This is a genomic window from Endozoicomonas ascidiicola, from assembly GCF_001646945.1.
In the GTDB taxonomy this organism is placed as follows: Bacteria; Pseudomonadota; Gammaproteobacteria; order Pseudomonadales; family Endozoicomonadaceae; genus Endozoicomonas; species Endozoicomonas ascidiicola.
Genome location: NZ_LUTV01000005.1, coordinates 583,991 through 601,285, shown reverse-complemented (window position 1 = coordinate 601,285; position 17,295 = coordinate 583,991). Strand labels below are relative to the sequence as shown.

18 protein-coding genes are annotated in these 17,295 nt (G+C 46.8%); 8 read left to right on the top strand and 10 right to left on the bottom strand.

Translation table 11 applies throughout. From position 1 onward, the window contains the following. Positions 1–6 precede the first annotated feature (6 nt). Positions 7–1,104, top strand: coding sequence for an anhydro-N-acetylmuramic acid kinase (locus AKL11_RS16395; RefSeq protein ID WP_067519363.1), 1,098 nt, complete (start codon positions 7–9; stop codon positions 1,102–1,104). A 73-nt stretch (positions 1,105–1,177) separates the two neighbouring features. Further along, the gene (locus AKL11_RS16390; protein WP_067519360.1) at positions 1,178–2,116 is read left to right on the top strand and encodes an L-lactate dehydrogenase; all 939 of its coding nucleotides are present in this window, start codon (positions 1,178–1,180) and stop codon (positions 2,114–2,116) included. A gap of 191 nt (positions 2,117–2,307) precedes the next feature. Here AKL11_RS16390 and erpA read toward each other — a convergent pair whose 3' ends face one another. The 3 genes from erpA to AKL11_RS16375 form a co-directional block, all read right to left on the bottom strand. Continuing rightward, entirely contained in the window at positions 2,308–2,661 is a 354-nt protein-coding gene (gene erpA, locus AKL11_RS16385) for an iron-sulfur cluster insertion protein ErpA (RefSeq protein WP_067519358.1), read from the bottom strand. Positions 2,662–2,938: 277 nt separating this feature from the next. Beyond that, positions 2,939–3,382, bottom strand: coding sequence for a bactofilin family protein (locus AKL11_RS16380; protein ID WP_067519355.1), 444 nt, complete (start codon positions 3,380–3,382; stop codon positions 2,939–2,941). Next, a complete protein-coding gene (locus AKL11_RS16375) occupies positions 3,354–4,124 on the bottom strand; it encodes a DUF6776 family protein (RefSeq protein WP_067519353.1) in 771 nt (256 codons plus the stop codon). The genes AKL11_RS16380 and AKL11_RS16375 overlap by 29 nt, the downstream gene beginning before the upstream one ends. A gap of 213 nt (positions 4,125–4,337) precedes the next feature. Between AKL11_RS16375 and AKL11_RS16370 the strand changes: the two genes are divergently transcribed. Both AKL11_RS16370 and AKL11_RS26300 read left to right on the top strand, forming a co-directional pair. Further along, a complete protein-coding gene (locus AKL11_RS16370) occupies positions 4,338–4,958 on the top strand; it encodes a CDP-alcohol phosphatidyltransferase family protein (protein ID WP_067519351.1) in 621 nt (206 codons plus the stop codon). 117 nt (positions 4,959–5,075) lie between these two features. Continuing rightward, entirely contained in the window at positions 5,076–6,032 is a 957-nt protein-coding gene (locus AKL11_RS26300) for a GNAT family acetyltransferase (RefSeq protein ID WP_095210443.1), read from the top strand. Positions 6,033–6,113: 81 nt separating this feature from the next. Here the strand turns inward: AKL11_RS26300 and AKL11_RS16360 are convergent, their stop codons facing one another. Next, the gene (locus AKL11_RS16360; RefSeq protein WP_067519349.1) at positions 6,114–6,815 is read right to left on the bottom strand and encodes a bZIP transcription factor; all 702 of its coding nucleotides are present in this window, start codon (positions 6,813–6,815) and stop codon (positions 6,114–6,116) included. A 217-nt stretch (positions 6,816–7,032) separates the two neighbouring features. Between AKL11_RS16360 and AKL11_RS16355 the strand changes: the two genes are divergently transcribed. The 4 genes from AKL11_RS16355 to AKL11_RS16340 all read left to right on the top strand — a co-directional run bounded on the left by AKL11_RS16355 (position 7,033) and on the right by AKL11_RS16340 (position 10,274). After that, on the top strand, positions 7,033–7,794 hold the full coding sequence (locus tag AKL11_RS16355) for a tyrosine-protein phosphatase (RefSeq protein ID WP_095210442.1): 762 nt from the start codon (positions 7,033–7,035) through the stop codon (positions 7,792–7,794). 235 nt (positions 7,795–8,029) lie between these two features. Next, positions 8,030–8,917: a ribosome biogenesis GTPase YlqF gene (gene ylqF / locus AKL11_RS16350; RefSeq protein ID WP_067519344.1), complete on the top strand. Its 888-nt coding sequence runs from the start codon at positions 8,030–8,032 to the stop codon at positions 8,915–8,917. Between the two features lie 83 nt (positions 8,918–9,000). Further along, complete coding sequence (locus tag AKL11_RS16345) at positions 9,001–9,636, top strand: thioredoxin domain-containing protein (protein WP_067519342.1); 636 nt, start codon at positions 9,001–9,003, stop codon at positions 9,634–9,636. Positions 9,637–9,689: 53 nt separating this feature from the next. Next, the gene (locus tag AKL11_RS16340) at positions 9,690–10,274 is read left to right on the top strand and encodes a disulfide bond formation protein B (protein WP_095210441.1); all 585 of its coding nucleotides are present in this window, start codon (positions 9,690–9,692) and stop codon (positions 10,272–10,274) included. 246 nt (positions 10,275–10,520) lie between these two features. Here AKL11_RS16340 and AKL11_RS26500 read toward each other — a convergent pair whose 3' ends face one another. Genes AKL11_RS26500 through AKL11_RS16310 form a run of 6 tightly spaced genes read right to left on the bottom strand, consistent with a single transcriptional unit; the run spans position 10,521 to position 17,286 of the window. Further along, positions 10,521–10,913 carry a type IV pilin protein gene (locus tag AKL11_RS26500; RefSeq protein WP_067519340.1) on the bottom strand — a complete coding sequence of 131 codons (393 nt, stop codon included), beginning with the start codon at positions 10,911–10,913 and terminating at the stop codon, positions 10,521–10,523. 54 nt (positions 10,914–10,967) lie between these two features. Beyond that, positions 10,968–14,630 (bottom strand): pilus assembly protein, encoded by a 3,663-nt coding sequence (locus tag AKL11_RS16330; RefSeq protein WP_067519338.1) that lies wholly within the window; start codon positions 14,628–14,630, stop codon positions 10,968–10,970. Between the two features lie 2 nt (positions 14,631–14,632). Next, positions 14,633–15,190: a hypothetical protein gene (locus tag AKL11_RS16325; RefSeq protein ID WP_067519336.1), complete on the bottom strand. Its 558-nt coding sequence runs from the start codon at positions 15,188–15,190 to the stop codon at positions 14,633–14,635. Next, complete coding sequence (locus AKL11_RS16320) at positions 15,187–16,158, bottom strand: PilW family protein (protein ID WP_067519334.1); 972 nt, start codon at positions 16,156–16,158, stop codon at positions 15,187–15,189. Before AKL11_RS16320 ends, AKL11_RS16325 begins: the two co-directional genes overlap by 4 nt. Positions 16,159–16,164: 6 nt before the next feature. After that, positions 16,165–16,779 (bottom strand): type IV pilus modification protein PilV, encoded by a 615-nt coding sequence (gene pilV / locus AKL11_RS16315; RefSeq protein ID WP_067519331.1) that lies wholly within the window; start codon positions 16,777–16,779, stop codon positions 16,165–16,167. 27 nt (positions 16,780–16,806) lie between these two features. Then, complete coding sequence (locus AKL11_RS16310; protein ID WP_067519329.1) at positions 16,807–17,286, bottom strand: GspH/FimT family pseudopilin; 480 nt, start codon at positions 17,284–17,286, stop codon at positions 16,807–16,809. Between the last annotated feature and the right edge of the window lie 9 nt (positions 17,287–17,295).

Sequence of the window (17,295 nt, the reverse complement as noted above, 5' to 3'; positions counted from 1 at the left end):
AAAACCATGCCAGATATTTATGTGGGTCTTATGTCGGGTACCAGCCTCGATGCCATGGATGCCGTTGCGGTTGAATTCGATAAAGACCACCCCAGAGTTCTGGCAACACACTCCTTACCATGGCCAACAGAGCTTCGGGCTAACATCCAACAGCTCTGCCAACCTGGTGATGATGAAATACGCTTGATGGCAGAAGTTGACCCGGCCATTGCCCGGGTCGCTGCTGATGCCGTCAACATTCTCCTCAATAAAGCCTCGTTACAACCGGATCAAATCCAAGCCATTGGCAGCCATGGGCAAACCATCCGGCATATGCCAGAACTCGGTTACACCCTGCAAATTGGTGATCCAAACCTGTTAGCAGAACTGACCGGCATCACAGTGGTTGGCGATTTTCGTCGTCGTGATATGGCCGCTGGCGGTCAGGGGGCTCCTTTAGTGCCCGTTTTTCACCATGCCGTTTTCACCAGCGACAGTGATCGGGTGGTGGTTAATATAGGCGGCATCAGTAATGTATCCATTCTTCCTGCCGGTAGCAGTCAGGTTAGCGGTTTTGATACTGGCCCCGGAAATCTGCTAATGGATTATTGGTGCCAGAAGCATTGGCAAACACCTTTTGACGAGGGTGGTCGACATGCAGCAAAAGCAATGTTTAACGCGGAGCTCTTGGCGGCGTTACTGAGCGACCCTTTTTTCCACCAGGCTCCACCTAAAAGCACTGGACGTGAGCTGTTTAATCCGAATTGGCTTGAATCCCGATTAAACGACTTTAGTCATTTATCTCCGGAAGTGGTTCAGGCCACTCTGTGCAGCCTGACAGCGAGCTGCATCGCAGACGCTATTAAACAATACGCGCCAGACACTACAGAACTCTTCACCTGCGGTGGCGGAGCCTTCAACCTTACATTGATGGCTATGCTTCAAGAGCTGCTTCCAAATGTAGCCATAAACGCCACCAACGCCCTGGGCGTTGATCCACAATGGGTTGAAGCCATTGCCTTTGCATGGTTGGCAAAGCAGCGTATTCTTAACTTGCCAGGCAACCTTCCTGAAGTTACTGGAGCCAACAACCTTCGGGTTCTTGGTGGTGTTTATCCTGCCTGACGCTCCATCCCCATTTAACTATACTGGCAATACACGACACTTTTCTAAAGTTTCAGTCTGCAGGTAACCCTCCATGAACATGAATAAAATCGGCGTTATAGGCACAGGGTTTGTGGGTATGGCCGCCGCCTACTCTCTCTTCCAACAAAAACTGGCCAACGAAATTGTTCTTGTGGATAAAAATGAAGGCCGCGCCCGTGGAGAAGCATTGGATCTGATGCACGGTCAGCCGTTAGTCGGGCGCTGCGAAGTCAGTGCAGGCGATTACTCCAGCCTGAAAGGTGCCGGTATTATTGTGATTTGTGCGGGCGTTGGCCAATCCAGCCCGGATGAAAGTCGCTTAGAGCTGCTTCAACGAAACATCAAAGTGTTTGAGAGTATCGCAAAAGAGCTGGACCACCATGCGCCAGAGGCCATGCTGCTGATTGCCAGTAACCCGGTGGATATTCTTACTCACGCGATGCAGAACTTAAGTCAGCGGCCAAATAACCTAGTCATTGGTACAGGTACGTTGCTGGATACCTCTCGCTTTCGCACGCTGCTTTCTTCCCACTACCACGTATCGCCTCAGTCGGTGCATGCCTATATTCTTGGCGAACACGGCGATTCAGAAATTCCGGTCTGGAGTTCTGCCCATGTTGCCGGTCTTGGCATCAGAGGTAACACCATCAACGGAGTAGACTATAACTCGCAGGCTCTGGCTGAGATTGCCTCCCAGGTTAAAACCGCCGCCTACGACATCATTGCCAACAAAGGTTATACCAACTGGGCCATTGGCCTGGTGATCGCCAATATCATCCGCACTGTGCGTAACAATCAACGTGCAGTTCTACCGGTAACGGTTCGCTTGAATGGAGAATACGGTATCGAGGACGTCTGTCTGAGCTTGCCAACGATTATTGGCAGCGATGGCGTGGAAAGCACCATCACACCAACGTTGGACGATTATGAACTGGCGGGKATTCAAGAGTCTGCCAGTACATTGAAAGCATCAATGGCGAAGCTGGTTTAATACCCATAAAAAAGGCCTGATGAAAAATCAGACCTTTTTTATTACTTATGGGGGGGTGTCGCAAAACTCTCAACCAACTCGTTCCCATGCTCCAGCGTGGGAATGTATACACTAAATATTCAAATAGTTAGAAGTTTGGGTTCCCACGCACAGCATGGGAACCAGAGCTTTGGCAACAACCTCTTATACGGTTATATGGAAAAAGACGACCCACAACCGCAGGTGGCTTTGGCATTCGGGTTTTTCACCATAAATCGGGAACCTTCCAGCCCTTCTTCATAATCCACCTCAGCGCCCACCAGATACTGATAGCTCAACGAATCAATCACCACCGGAGCGCCATCTCTGAGAATCAAAGTATCGTCTTCCGCCATTTGATTATCAAAGGTAAAACCATACTGAAAACCAGAGCAGCCACCGCCGGTGACATACACCCGCAGCCGCTGGTTTTCATCAGTTTCATCCGCCAGCAGCTCACAAACCCGCTTGGCCGCAGCGGCTGTAACACTGATTGGATCAGGCATCACTGTTTCTACTACGCTCATTGACCCTCCCGCGCCGCCGCAAATTATACCCATCGCCTTTCAAGTTGCTACGCTGTTGTCAGCGTTCGCTCACCCCGATCACCACTACTTGTAGGCTCACGGGACCCGAGGGCCTAAAGGCTTCGCTCTCTTTTCGCCTAGTAGCAACTTGAAATCCAATGGGTATATTAAGTGCAGCAGCCCGTTAATTCCTCATCTGGCGGACATTATCAAAGTAACCGACTATTTTAGTCAACTACCAATCACTACTCATCAACCTTCAGTCTCACTCTCAACGTCAATTATCTGCTTCAAGCACGATATCCATTTCATGCTCGGAGCTTTGAGTATTTTCCAGCAACTGAGGCCCTGCAAAACCGCCATTCGGGTGATACTCAAGGCTACCGTTCACTTGAGAACCCTTGGTCATTTCAATCACACTGTAGAACACATTACCCGTGATCACCGCGCGGGATGCCAGTTCCAGATGCTCCTCAGCAAATACATTGCCGCGGACATGACCATCAATCACCACACGCTGGGCACGGATATCACCTTCAATCGCTGCACTGTGAGCGATGGTAAGAATACCGTGCTCCGCAGAGATATTACCTTTCACCCGGCCTTCGATATGTACGGTGCCAGAGAAGTTGATATCACCTGTAATAGCGGTTTCAGCAGATATCAGAGTCGTGCTGCCACTTTTTACATTACTAACCGTTTCTTTGCTCTTGCTGAACATCCGCTACCAGCTCCTTATCCCATTGATAAACTTGCTCAAAACTTTGTTTGATGCCGCTTGTTATTTGTACCACAACCTTTATATCGGAAGGCTCAAACCCTTTCGGAAGGGTGAAATCCAAATAATCCCGATCTGCTGGCAATGCCTGGAAATAACGAAAACCCAATCGAGTAGAGACCTCACTGTCGCCGGCCAACTGCTTTAGGGTTAACGTCTGCTTCTTGCCATCCTTTTGACCTATCACGGTTAAAGACAGCGTACCTTTCAGAAAAGGATTACTTCTAGCTACCTGAGACACCACCAGCCGCATTCTAAAACTGTCTGGTACTTCGCCCTGTTGCAGGCTGAAATCGGCAATCCGAACACCGGTAGAAGAATCCTCTGGCGCCAGAATATTTCTGAAGAAGGAGAGCTCTTTATGCAACTGTTCCTTCTCTTCTTCCAGCTTGCGAACCATCAGCCGGACATTATTCACAGCATCCTTATCCATTTTTCCGGAACTTTCCAGAATGGTCAGACGTTGCTTTAATTCAACATTTTCTTCCTGAAGTGCCTCAGCCTGACGCACCAACAGGTCATTCTTCGCTTGAACTGCATCCAGAGTCTGATCGGCATCGCTGCCACCGTACCAGTAGGCAATCCCCCCCAGAACGGTAACCAATACCAGCAGCACCAGACGAATCAGTCGGTCGCGTTTAGGGTCGTGTCGTACAACCTTGAGTTTGCTACTGTCGAAGTGCAAGGAAGTCCACCTTTTCAACCTATCGAATTCTATCCAGCTGTCTCGCTGCATCTATTGTTTAGACGAGCATTATTATGAAAACTTTAACCGTGGCAATATACACAAGCTAAAACGACTTAACAAACAAGCTGATAGCAAATTCAATTCAGCGCATTATTCTAACAAGCTGGGTTATGATACTGATCACTAAAACCTTAAAGAAAAGTATTCGAAATGTTCGATAAATGGACGGCGTCACTGGTACAAATACCGCTCAAACAGATTGCTCTGAAAGCGGGCACATTCGGCATCACTCCCAATCAGGTCACTGTCGCTGGTTTTTGCATGGGCATGCTGGCCATCCCTTTACTGGCAATGAATGCCTACTCATTGGCATTAATAGCCATTGTTATTAACCGTATTTTGGATGGGCTCGACGGCGCTCTTGCCCGGCTCAACCAGCCAACAGATGCCGGCGGGTTTCTGGATATCACTCTGGATTTTATTTTCTATTCCGGGATCGTTGTGGGTTTTGCTCTGGCCGACCCAACGAATAATGCACTGGCAGCTTCCGTCCTGATTTTTTCATTTATGGGTACAGGTTCCAGCTTTCTGGCGTTTGCTATCATGGCTGAAAAACATCAACTTACCGAGCCACATTTTAAGCACAAATCACTGTACTATCTCGGTGGTTTGGCTGAAGGCACTGAAACCATACTCTTGTTTGTGCTTTTCTGCCTGTTCCCACATTACTTTTCCATTTTGGCCTACAGCTTTGCGGCCATTTGCTTTTTAACCACTTTTTTACGAATCATGGGTGGCTACAAAAGCATTTCTCTCGCCGAAAACGAATGATTGCTGGTATTAATTGAGCATGGTTTCCTAATATAATGGCGCCCGATAACAATACTCAAAAAGACAGCTGAAGCCAGAGAAGCTGAAGCTCGCAATAAGAAAAATAGAGACAATGTCATGGAAGTAGTAGTAAGACATGCCGAACAATCGGACCTCAAAGCCATTGGTGAATTATTAAGCCATCCGGATGTCACCCGCAATACCAGTCAAATCCCTTATCGATCGCAGTCCTATTGGGATAACATGTTCGATATAAACGACAAAAACCACATACAGCTGATTGCTCATTCAGGTAACGAAGTGGTTGGTCACCTTGGGTTAATCATTAACCAGAATCCAAGGCGTAAGCACTGCGCCAGTTTCGGCATTACCGTTCGCCACAACGCCCAGGGCAAAGGCGTTGGTAAACAGTTAATGACCACGATGGTAGACCTGGCCGATAACTGGTTGAACCTGACCCGTATAGAGCTGGATGTGTATACTGACAATCATCACGCCATCACACTCTACGAACGCTTTGGTTTCGAAGTAGAAGGCGAAAGCCGTTTTGATACCTTTCAGGATGGTAAGCTGGTGAACAGCTTCCGTATGTCCCGGATATCTCCCGATTATAAATCGGAACTATCCCATCCGCTGCCAAGCAGAATTAAAGACCAAAACCTCACCATTCGAAATTTTGACATCGCCGATACAGAGTCAGTGCTCAATCTCTGGCAACAGTGCAATCTCACGGTGCCACAAAATAACCCGAAGAAAGACATTAAACGCAAAGTGGCCATAAACGACGGTTTGTTTCTAGTAGGCCTGATCAACGGTGAGATTGTTGCTTCCGTAATGGGTGGCTACGAAGGTCATAGAGGCTGGGTTAATTATCTGGCTGTTTGCCCACAGTGGCAGAGAAACGGTTTTGGCAGAGAACTGATGGCCGATCTGGAAAAACGCCTTATCGCCATGGACTGTCCAAAAATTAACTTGCAGGTACGAACGTCAAATCAGCAAGTGATCGCATTTTATCATTCTCTTGGTTATAAAACCGATCGGGTAACCAGTCTAGGAAAGCGGCTCATTGATTGAGCCGCACATCATTGTACGTAATATACCAGCATGCAAAGATTCTTAGCTGGTATATTGTGCTCAAGACTTACGCATCCACCCCTACTTTTTTATTCCCAACATTACATGAACCTTAGCTTCAACCTTGTTTTTTTCTTCTCGTAATTCTTGAATCCTAAGCCTAAGTTCCTCATTATCTTTGTTTAACTTATGAACTTTCGTTTCTTGTTCTTCTCTGTGTAGTTTTGTTTTCGCCCGCCACCCTCGGCAAGTGGCTTTGTTCTTGCCTCTACTACGTTTGTATTTTTCCTCGTTCGTCAAGCTTGAAATGGAAGGCACATTCTCTTCATTAACTTTTAAATCAATCACTGGCCTTCTGACTGTCAAATCCATAGCCCTGGCAGAATGATCATCGAATGCATTTTCTGGCATAGAGCTTTCAGCCCCCGGATAAGATTTATTCAGAGTAACTGATTTTTCAATAGCTTGATTATACATAGGGGGAACCGAGGCTTTAGCTACTGAAGGCATATTCAAGCTCATTGACAGTGCCGATGAAGCATGTTTTTTATCTACAGGTACGGAAACAGGAAATTGCTGATCAGCCACTTGGAATGCTTCCATTCCTACAACGTTATATGAGTTGTGTGCCTTATCAGGAACAATATGAACAGTTGAATTATTCCATCTTCCAGAATGATAATCACTTGCTTTTTTCACACCACCTTCGGCATTCAATCCACTGACCGAACCTACCTGATAGCACTTGTCATGCGTACCATGAATATTTGATAATCCATCCATAATCAGCACCCCTTTAAATTTCTAAATTATTGATTAGACCACGTGACCCGACAACTAAAATCTATCACCAATACGGTACGAGGCCATACATACCAGTCAAAGAGTGAAGTTTTTCAAATTTAGTTCCAATTAAAGATGAATTAATTCAATACCACATGAAACTACCCAGAATGAAAAGACTCTAACTTTCAATCAAATCAAGTAAAAAGTGGTGATTATGCTTATATTTCAGAGGCTTTCGTTATATCTATTACTGGCACTATTATCCATTAACATCTGTGCTAACGCGCCTCCCGAATCGGAAGCCCTGGATAAAGCATATTCCCATCAGCATGAAGTACGCTTTAGCCCAAGAAAGCTAAGGCTGGTTGACATAAACCATCATCACAGCAATTTCCTCTTTCGAGGCAATATGCCCCTTTCCCATAACCACTTTGCTTATGATGAGCTGATGGATTCTATGTCCCATGAGCTTGAGAAAATCCATGGTGCTGAGCTGCCACCCAATCTTTTAATTCTTGATATTTCTTTGCTCAACACAGTGGTGGAATCTTCACTTCTCCGCATAGAAGAACATTACGCCAGAACCCACCCAGACCGCTTACTCCTGATCCATCACCCAGTTTACGGCGCCCTTTCCAGTCCTGACCATCATCACCACGCACTGGCACACCATCTGGCACACATCCCTTTTCTAGAGGGGACATACCGACTGGTGGAATCACTGCACGAGCATATGAACCGCGACTATGGCAGACCTGTTGCTGTTTTTGTGCACTGCAAGGCTGGAAGCGATCGAACAGGTATGATTATTGGTGCTTACCAGATGTTGTATCTGGGCATGAGTTATCGTGAGGCGATACAGCGGGCCGAAGAAGTGGCACGCCGCCCTATCAAATATCTACAGCATAACGGCCTGAAGTGGATGGCTCACTATTACCGAGATGTATTAGGCATTCATACCGTTGGAGAGATCTAGGAGCCTGTCGGACTTAGCACTGACCTACTGCGAAAAAGCCGGATTTGGCCAGTTTTTATGCTCCTTTTCGTTGAATAGCTCGCTATTCGCCTCAAACGAGCATAAAAACTGACTCAAACCGGACTTTTTCTCGCTACGGTCGGCTAAGTCCGACAGGCTCCTAGCTTCTTATTTTGTGTACGCCCCATACATAGTAGAATGGTGGCCTTTCAATCGACCAAAGACGCACTGAACCATGGCAATCAACTGGTACCCCGGCCACATGCACAAGGCCAAAAAAGAGATCCGAGAAGAGATTCCCAAGATGGATCTGATTATTGAGGTACTGGATGCCCGACTGCCCTTCAGCAGTGAAAACCCCATGGTGCCATCACTGCGTGGCGATACACCGTGCATCAAAATACTCAATAAGAGCGACTTGGCAGACCCGGCTATTACCCAACAGTGGGTCGAGCATATCAACAACACCTCCGGCATGAAGGCCATCGCGGTCAACCTGAAACAGCCGGATAAAATCCGCAGTATTCTGGACATGGCGCCCTCCATGGTGCCGGATCGCAATCTGGACGTTAGCCAGTTAAAAGCGTTAATCCTCGGGATTCCCAACGTCGGCAAATCCACCACTATTAATATCCTTGCCAACCGAACCGTAGCTAGAACTGGTAATGAGCCAGCAGTAACCAAACAGCAGCAGCGGATAAAACTGCCCAACAACATTATCCTGCTGGATACCCCCGGCTTCCTATGGCCCAAACTGGAACCGGAAGATTGCGGCCTTCGTCTGGCTATCAGTGGTGCCATCAAAAACACCGTGATTGAGTTTGAAGATGTGGCGATGTATCTGGCAGAGTTTATGCTGGAACATTACCCAGAAAATCTCAGCAAGCGTTACCAGATAAAAGACCTGCCGCAAACGGGCATAGAACTGTTCGATATGATTGGACAGCGTCGTGGCTGCATGCGCCGTGGTGGGATTGCGGATACCCACAAAGTGTCGGAAATCCTGATCAATGAATTTCGTGATGGTCAGCTGGGTCGTATCACCCTCGAAACCCCTGCCATGGTCGAACAAGAGCAAGCACTGCTGGCTGAAACAAGAGCGCGGAAAGCCGCCAAAAAATGATTTACTCGCCCCTGAAATTCACACCGTTAAAAAGTGTTAAGATCAAGGGCTGATTTTTACAGGACTAACGGACAATAGAATCAATGAAGAAGTTTTTTTCTGCCCTTTTCTTCCTACTGCCGATGATGGCATTTGCTCAGGCTGCACAAAGCAGTGCGTCACCATTTCAGGAAGGCACACATTACACGACGATTGAAGGCCTTCAGGCCAGCTCACAACCTGCAGTAACTGAGTTATTTTCTGTGTACTGTGGTGGATGCTATAGCTGGGAATATGGCCCACTTAACGAATTAAAGACTTGGTTAAGCAGCCAGAATATCGGGTTTAGCCAAGCCCATATGGACTTTATGGGCGGCTACGCCAAACAAGCCAGCACCGCTCTGGCGATTACCCAAAACACACCACAGTTTGCAGCAGTAAAAAAAGAACTGTTCAACCGCATTCATGTAGAGCGTAAAGGGGATTGGACGAACGATGCCGAGTTTTTCCAGAGTATGGAAAAAGCGGGATTAAGCGAAGCGGATTTCAACGCTAAGAAAAACAGCTTACCCGTTGGCATGACACTGATGCAGTGGAACCGCTATGGAGAGTTTGTGCATTCAGTTCCAAGTTTTATGGTCAACAACCGTTATCTGATTAACATGGGCAGCCTTAAGTCTTATGATGAGCTGAACGGTTTGATCACCTATTTGTCATCGCTTCCTGTGAACAGTCAATAACAAAATGCTAAGGCCTCCTGTTCATGGAGGCCGACCAACCAAGGACCTGACTTTTGGCAGACACAACCCCCTCTATACTGAGCAAAACCCTGCAGGACATAAAAAAAAGCCCCTTGCAGACCGTTCACAACTGGCAGAATTCCCGTATCACCTGGCTCATCATGCTGGGAACCGCACTTTTCCTTGAGCTCTGCGCTCTTTATTTCCAGTACGTGATGAAGCTGGACCCCTGTGAGAAATGCGTTTATCAACGACTAGCCGTGATGATGCTGGTTATTGCGCCGGCGCTGATTATTATCTCACCAAAAATAATGTCTCTCAGGCTAGCGGGTTACGGTATTTGGATTGCCGGTGCCGTCTATGGTTTGAAAGAAGCCCTTGGCCAACTGGCCGATTACGGCGAATTCAACCCCTTCACATCCAGCTGCAGTTTAAAACCAACCTTCCCGTTTGACCTGCCATTATACGACTGGTGGCCAGGTATGTTTATGCCAACCGGACTTTGCGGTGCAGATGACTGGAGTTTGCTGAGCCTGAATATGGCGGAATGGATGGTGGTGATTTTTTCGATCTATCTAGCGGCAGCGGCAGTTTGTGTGGTGAGTTGGATTTATTGTGCGTTTTTTAAAGAAGCTTGAGAGTTTACTCCTCGTTCCCATGCTTTGCGTGGGAATGCATACCCCAACCTACCGCCCCTCCCACAAGCTCAAAACTGCATACCTGTTACCTTTCGTATGCATTCCCACGCGGGACCCAAAGGGCCTAAAAGCATGGGAACGAGGTTTCTGGAGTTTTGCGACAACCTCGAACCGTGGGAACGAGAAACAATTACAACGTCGGCCAACCTTGCAGGTTTACCGACCTACTACAGTTAGCAAAAACCATCACCAATGAGTCGACGGGGTTTTCACACCCAGATGGTTAAAAGCAATATCCCCATCTCCCGCCTGAGCATCCTGAGCCGTAGCCGTCAAAGTAAAGCCTGTCACGCAGTTGCTGGATGGACATGTGGCAGCAATAGAATAAAAACCATTCTCCGTAATAAACGGCGATGCACTCATACCCACATCGGTCAACGTGGTGCTATAGGTTTTATTATCCATAAAATACTGCTCCTGCAGAGCAGCTATTTTCATAAGGGCGGTCTGAGCTTCCGTACGACGACCTTTCTTTACATATTCCTGGTAAGAAGGCAGGGCGATAGCGGCAAGAATGCCGATAATAACCACCACGATCATTAATTCAATTAGCGTAAAGCCTTTTTCCCGAACAACCATAATCTATTCCTAATCAAAGCGGCTCCATATAAAGAACCGCCTTGTGAACTTATTTTATTTTTCCTGCAGCCAGCTGTAGGTATGAAAGCCTATCTCTGAATCCAGATCAACAGAGCTTGGAATTGCCACAATTTTGTCGTTTATCGGCACAAATACCTGCCCTCCAGAAACGCCGGAAAGCTCAGAAACCACCCGATCGCCCTTATCCAGCCCATTTTGGTCATCATAATTTTTAACGGCGGTGGCATCCTGAAGGCTGACAAAATACGCACGACTTGTGCCCGCACTTGGCGTGCATTCATAACTGCCAGCTGGTTCCCAAGTCGTAATACTGGCCACACCTGAGATAATGTCTGCTCGGGAAAATGCTTTCTCTCCGTAGTGCGATGAGCCTGTGGCCGTTTCAAAATTCATGAACCAGCCTTTACTGGTTTTCAATTTCGAGATCTCGCCATCCTTGTCTGAACCCTGTTGAATCAGGTTAGCCGTCGCATCATAAAGATCACTCCCTTTGATAGGGGCTGGCTCACAGGTTTCACCAGGTTGAGCAGTTTTACTGCCTGAACAGTCAACATACTTGGTATAGGCAATCTTCGTATCCCGGAGCATAAAAAAGCGATCCTGAACACTGTCATCTTTAGTTTCGGTATCATTGTTTACATGGGTTCCTTTATAAGTAGGATTCGCCCGGTTACCACTGCCTAACAGCACTGCGTCATAGGCTTTCCCATTATATTTAGTATTCGCCACAGCTGGTTGATAGAAAAACCTGCGATCGTTTTTACTATCAGGATGATCAAGGTTCAAATCGGTGTTTGCATCCATTCCCAGTACTGCCAGAGTAGAGACTGACCAGGCTGCACTCTCTGACGTATCATCCCCGGTTAATCGACCAATATCCACACGGAAGACATTACCCCCGGTATCTGCAAAATAGAGGCGATCATGGAGCCCGTCACCGTCAGCATCCAGGGCAATAGGAGGTGCAGCAACGCTCCATTTAAAGCGGCTATCCTTTATCTGCGTGGCGTCACTAACAGGACTTAGACTGGAATTATCCGCAGTCATTGAACTGACCAGTTTACCGGTGCCTGCATCAATGATGTACAAACCTCTACCACGAGTTGAACTGCGCCGATGATCTTCATTCGTTGCCTTCAGCTCACCAGGCCTTACATCATCTTTGCCCTGTGAAGAGCCTGCATCGTCTGCACCATCATAGCCAGCACCAAAAGCCAGCGCGTACTTGTAACTGGTTATTTTTGTGTCTTCATTTACTGATCTATGACCAGGCAAAACAACCGGAATCATCTTGGACCAACTCTGCCCGAGCTCTTCGAATCCAGGGGTCGAACTGTCTATCTGCCACAGGAGTTTTGGCTTATGGTCCGGTCTGGTCACATCCATTCCGTAGTAAGTAGTGCCACCACGACGCATACCAAAGAAAATCAACATCCGATCGCCGTCTGAGTGAATGATATTTCCATCACTGTTGGCATCAATCCGAATCACGCTGACCGGGCCGTCCAGACCATAAATTCGATGATCCGGAGATGTGTTATCCATCAGGTCTGACAAATTACCTATGGTTTCTTTGGCAAAGAAGCTCCACTTTTCTTTAACTGTCCCTGTGGGCGTACTCAAGTCATCCTGAAGAAAGTGCAGCACTCCGTGATTTGTACCAAAGACGACTCGAAGATCCGGTGCATCGTCAGTATATTTCGTACTGTCGCCATCCGTATCACCATAATTCAACGTCACCGGGCTGCTGTGCTGTATATCACCCATAACCCAGGGGCGCACTGTGTTACCTTGCTTATTCTTTCCACGTACCCAGTTGGCAATATTAGACGATGTTAAGGTGCCCGAATAACTTGGTAACTTCAGGGGATTACCATTTTTGGTGACATAACCGTAATTCAAGCCAGATGAGTTGATTTCCGGATGAATAATCCCCCAACCTGCGGCATTTAAGTTATGTTTTGGAACTGTTGCTGTACTGATGCTCTTCATTTTTGCAAGGCGCTGCGCGTTAGACAAATCATCCCACCCGCTCTTGCTTCTATCCACTTCACCGATCCCGCGGGCTCTCACTTTAATCGAGCCTGAGCCATTGGACGCAGTATCAAGCCTTACGACTCTGACTTTATTATCACCATCATAGGTTTGGTAAATATAGAATTCATCACCCACTGTATATGAGCTTGAAAACTGATACGTCCCTGATGTTCTGAAATTTGTCAGATTCTGATCAGACCCTTCTTTCTCAAACTTATAAGAGAACGTTTTCAACAGGCCAGTGCTACTGACAGAAATATCCTCGAGGTCAATCAGCTCTGGCTTACCGTCATCATCCATCTGGTTTGTATAAATGACCCGGCTATTCACGTCACTTTTCAATACACTACCAAAACCGCCTACGGCAACATCTTTGTCGTTATTCCCACCCCAGAAGGTGTGAACATCATCAACAAACTGAGTAGAGCCATCCTTAAACGCGTTTTTACAGGCACTATCCACCAAGGTTCCATCTTTATGACCATTGGCGTTGCTTGTACTCATGGCTTTGCCATAGCAAGGATCACCCGATTGATAACTGCCTTTTTTGAATATCCTTAATTTCTTGAGGTTGCCACTCCAATCAGCTTTCTCAGAAGCTTCAAACATTGCAAGGTAAGTGTATTGAAGTACATCAGTACGATTACTGGTATTTACTGATACCGAAGGGCTTACAAAACTGTTGGAACCTTCGAGAACTTGTTTTAGTGCCTCGTCCAACGCCTCTCTTAAATCTGTGACCGTTTCACAGCCGGTATTACTGCTCGGATTTTCTGTTGTGAAACATTTTCCTTTGCCCTTTTCTGCTGTATCTGAAAGCAAGGTGGAGGCTTTCCCATAGGAAATGGTATAAGTGCGCGCCTCTTGGTAGCCTGTAGCTTTCTTACCATCCACACCGTTTTTTCCCGGGTTTGCCATATATTCAGCCAGTTGAGGCATACAGCTTTCATTACCCCCGTACTTCTTACAATTTTTTCCTGTTAGCTTCTTTATTGTACTATTATATCCTGTGTCATTTTTTGGCATCCCAGCTGAAACAATAAATATGCTGATATTTTGGCATTTTTGTCTGACAGGCGAGTAATAATAGTCCTTACCATAACCACCATAAGGTTCACTTCTATAGGTAAAGTTAAGGCTCTGTATATTCCCATTACCTGATAGATTTTCATCCGATCGTTCATCTCCTTTTATGTACTTATAGATTTCATGATAAGCAGTACAGAGCTGTGCGCTCTCATTTGCGTTTTGTAGCTGGGTTAGTCTGGTCTCAAATTTATCCCACCTGTCTGTGATACTCGCATGACTGGTAATCAGCTTGTGCTGCTCAATGTATTTATCAGCGCCTGAAGTATTTGCCCTCGGTAACAACGGTGACTCAAATACATAAGGTGGTAATGTCGCCAAGCCAAATTCTATATCAGGGTTTGCATCAAAAAAGTCCTCCATAATTTTAACGGAAGACTTCAGCCGAGAGTTACCCATGGCTACAGAGTCATCCATTAAAATCATAACCTGCGGAGCATAAGCGCCGCCGTCGCCCTTGCCAAAGAAAATATCTGTATCATCAGCAACCGCTGACAACGACAACAGTAACAAAAGAGAAATTGAAGTCCGCCGTTTGAGCAACCTGTTGATCACTTCCATACAACCCATCATGATTAATTGCTCCCCGCATCTACAATAACATCAGTGCCAGAGCTCTGGCCGGTATCCCCACCAACCCAGTAGGCTTTATACATGTCCTGTAAGAGGGTTGTAGATATATCTTCCCTGGTTTTTGTTGTTCTTATATGAAAGTAATCACTCTTAAGTGTATTCGCTCCGCTGGCGCCTTCTTGACGTTGGGCGGCTACGCCCAGTGCGCGTAGTTTCACTACAGGCTGTTCTACAGTCGATGACTTTGTACATTGACGCACTGGCGGTGTTACGGATAAATCCAGGTAATAAGGGTCTGTCTGTTTTGCAGTGGCTTCACCAACAACGCAACTGTTTGGGCCGATCAAAGCATCATCCGCCGCCGCTTGAATAGTCGCCAACTCACCCTGCGCATCATTAAAAGTCAGTATTCGTATTTCTGCATTCACCAGCATTCGTGGAGACATTGTCGTTTGGTTAACACTGACGGCAACTACAGTGGTGAGCAATAAAAGAAAAAGCAGCGCTGAAATCAACACCACTCCCTGGTTTTTTTCTCTGATGATGACTGGCTTAATCATTGGGTCTGCCCATAACTCAGATTATAAAGATACACCGTTTGGGTGAGCAGCTTACGCCTTCTATTCTGACTGGCAGACACGGCCTTCACCTTCACATCCCCCATCTTATATTCCCTGGTATCGCTATATCCTGGCTCAACCTCTGTTGTGGCAAGAATACTCAACTCTATACTGCGAATAGTGTTCCACTCAGCGGCAGTCCAGCCATCTGTTGTACTCGAAAGGCCGATTAATTGAGTAACGCCGCTTTCGTTATCAGCGGCCTTACCGACACGAACTCTCATGGCTTCGACATTCTCAGCAAGAATTTTCGTCACAAGACCAGCACCGGATAACTGCAGCAAGGCAAGCTGATCGTCTTTAGTTATATAAAAAAGACTAAAGCCGTATTTCCGGATCACACCGTCTTTTATACCGCCCGGTGCTTTAGGATCTGTACTTGCAGTACGGAACACCTTGCCATTATTAACCCCGGAGATCATATAGTTTTCGCTGGCTGCCAGGCTTGCTTCGGCAATTTCCTCGCCTATCGCACCTTTAACCAGAACCCAGTCCGTTGGTGTTTTAAAAGTACTGGTATAATCCCCGGTTTTTGCATCCGACACACAGTCTTTAATCGACGCAGATGTTCCGCGACCTGCTAAAAACCCGGCCTTCATATCAATGGCTGATGCTATGCCAGAACAATCATCCGTTACCGACATTCCGGTCGTAACCAATGACTCCATCGTTGCACCATTGGCGTAACCGGCCGACGGAATATCTCGCACAAGCACAGTAAAAGCATTTCGAGCACCGTGTTCCAGTGCGACATTTCTGCTGTCTGTAAGCTGTGAAGTGAAACTATTGATATAAAGGTTCCCAAGCACCACCATCAACAACAGTGCCAGAGCCATGGAAATCATCAACTCAATTAAGCTTAAGCCCGATTGAGTTGATAATGGGCGAATGCGATTATCGTTTTCCACTACTTATTAACTGCCTATTGTCGTAGTTACTTCCAGAAGCCTGCGCAGATCGTTATTTACGACCTGTTTAAAATTGGCGTCATCTTTGCCGCAAGGCCTGGTACCCCTTCCATCAAGTACGGGATTGCCATCGGTATCCAACACCGGGTTACCATCAGCATCGTTGACCGGTTCGGTGGTTTCCTTCTGCGCCTGCTTGCCTCGCCAGGCGATAGACAGCGTCACGTCCTGCCCGTCAACGTCAATACAGGCAACAGGAGTTACGAGGCCGCCAACGCTATTATCACCCTCCTTGATCGTACGCCCCACGAGACTCCGGCTCCATTGATTCAAGTCATAGGCAGCCATTTGATCCGCATTGCAATCCGTGCTCGACTGGCAATTCTTCGTCAATGAAACAATGTCTTTAATCTCGGCTTTTTCGTATTTTTCCAGTGCGCCGGGGTTTGCTGTCATTCGACCAATCAGGTCATTTGCCAGATTCAGAGCAACACTTCGTTGCTGCACCTCCTGAATTTGTTTGCGCGATTCAAACAACAGACGCGTCATCCCCATAAAAGCCACTGAGACTAATATCAGAGCCACCAGGACTTCTATTAAAGTAAAACCGTTTTTCTTCATCTATATCCCCCAAGCATATCCCTACGACTACTGCCGTGAAATGCTGCCCCCCGATGCTATTTTGATGGTGGATTTGATGGTTGTATCATCATGATTGATTGTTAGATTTACAGCAGAAGTTGCCAGCTGTCCCCGCTGAGTAAATACTATATCGTTGCCATTACTAATTTTGGTGTCACCGTCAAAAGCGGGAAGTTGACGAATGGTATTATCAGCAACTCTCACTTGCACCCCACCCTTCCAGGTATTCTGCGGTGAAACTGTTACGTCAGCACCTCGGCTAATCGCCTCAGAGCGGGCAAAATTCAGAATATTCACGATATCCTGCCCCTGAGAACGCACCCGGTTAGAGGCAATAGAAGATTGCATGGATGGAAAGGCAATGGCCATAAGAACACCAAGCACTACCATAGTGATCAGCAACTCAACAAGAGTAAAACCTTTCTGGGAACAACCACGCCACGGCATCGTGCCAGCAGCAGGCTGCTTTATTACGGGCTTAATCATAACGTGTAT

Bases quoted from the DNA above. Each gene is read 5' to 3' on its own strand.
- AKL11_RS16395 (WP_067519363.1), top strand. From the start codon at position 7: ATGCCAGATATTTATGTGGGTCTTATGTCGGGTACCAGCCTCGATGCC.
- erpA (WP_067519358.1), bottom strand. From the start codon at position 2,661: ATGAGCGTAGTAGAAACAGTGATGCCTGATCCAATCAGTGTTACAGCC.
- AKL11_RS16380 (WP_067519355.1), bottom strand. From the start codon at position 3,382: ATGTTCAGCAAGAGCAAAGAAACGGTTAGTAATGTAAAAAGTGGCAGC.
- AKL11_RS16370 (WP_067519351.1), top strand. From the start codon at position 4,338: ATGTTCGATAAATGGACGGCGTCACTGGTACAAATACCGCTCAAACAG.
- AKL11_RS26300 (WP_095210443.1), top strand. From the start codon at position 5,076: ATGGAAGTAGTAGTAAGACATGCCGAACAATCGGACCTCAAAGCCATT.
- AKL11_RS16360 (WP_067519349.1), bottom strand. From the start codon at position 6,815: ATGGATGGATTATCAAATATTCATGGTACGCATGACAAGTGCTATCAG.
- AKL11_RS16355 (WP_095210442.1), top strand. From the start codon at position 7,033: ATGCTTATATTTCAGAGGCTTTCGTTATATCTATTACTGGCACTATTA.
- ylqF (WP_067519344.1), top strand. From the start codon at position 8,030: ATGGCAATCAACTGGTACCCCGGCCACATGCACAAGGCCAAAAAAGAG.
- AKL11_RS16345 (WP_067519342.1), top strand. From the start codon at position 9,001: ATGAAGAAGTTTTTTTCTGCCCTTTTCTTCCTACTGCCGATGATGGCA.
- AKL11_RS26500 (WP_067519340.1), bottom strand. From the start codon at position 10,913: ATGGTTGTTCGGGAAAAAGGCTTTACGCTAATTGAATTAATGATCGTG.
- AKL11_RS16330 (WP_067519338.1), bottom strand. From the start codon at position 14,630: ATGATGGGTTGTATGGAAGTGATCAACAGGTTGCTCAAACGGCGGACT.
- AKL11_RS16325 (WP_067519336.1), bottom strand. From the start codon at position 15,190: ATGATTAAGCCAGTCATCATCAGAGAAAAAAACCAGGGAGTGGTGTTG.
- pilV (WP_067519331.1), bottom strand. From the start codon at position 16,779: ATGAAGAAAAACGGTTTTACTTTAATAGAAGTCCTGGTGGCTCTGATA.
- AKL11_RS16310 (WP_067519329.1), bottom strand. From the start codon at position 17,286: ATGATTAAGCCCGTAATAAAGCAGCCTGCTGCTGGCACGATGCCGTGG.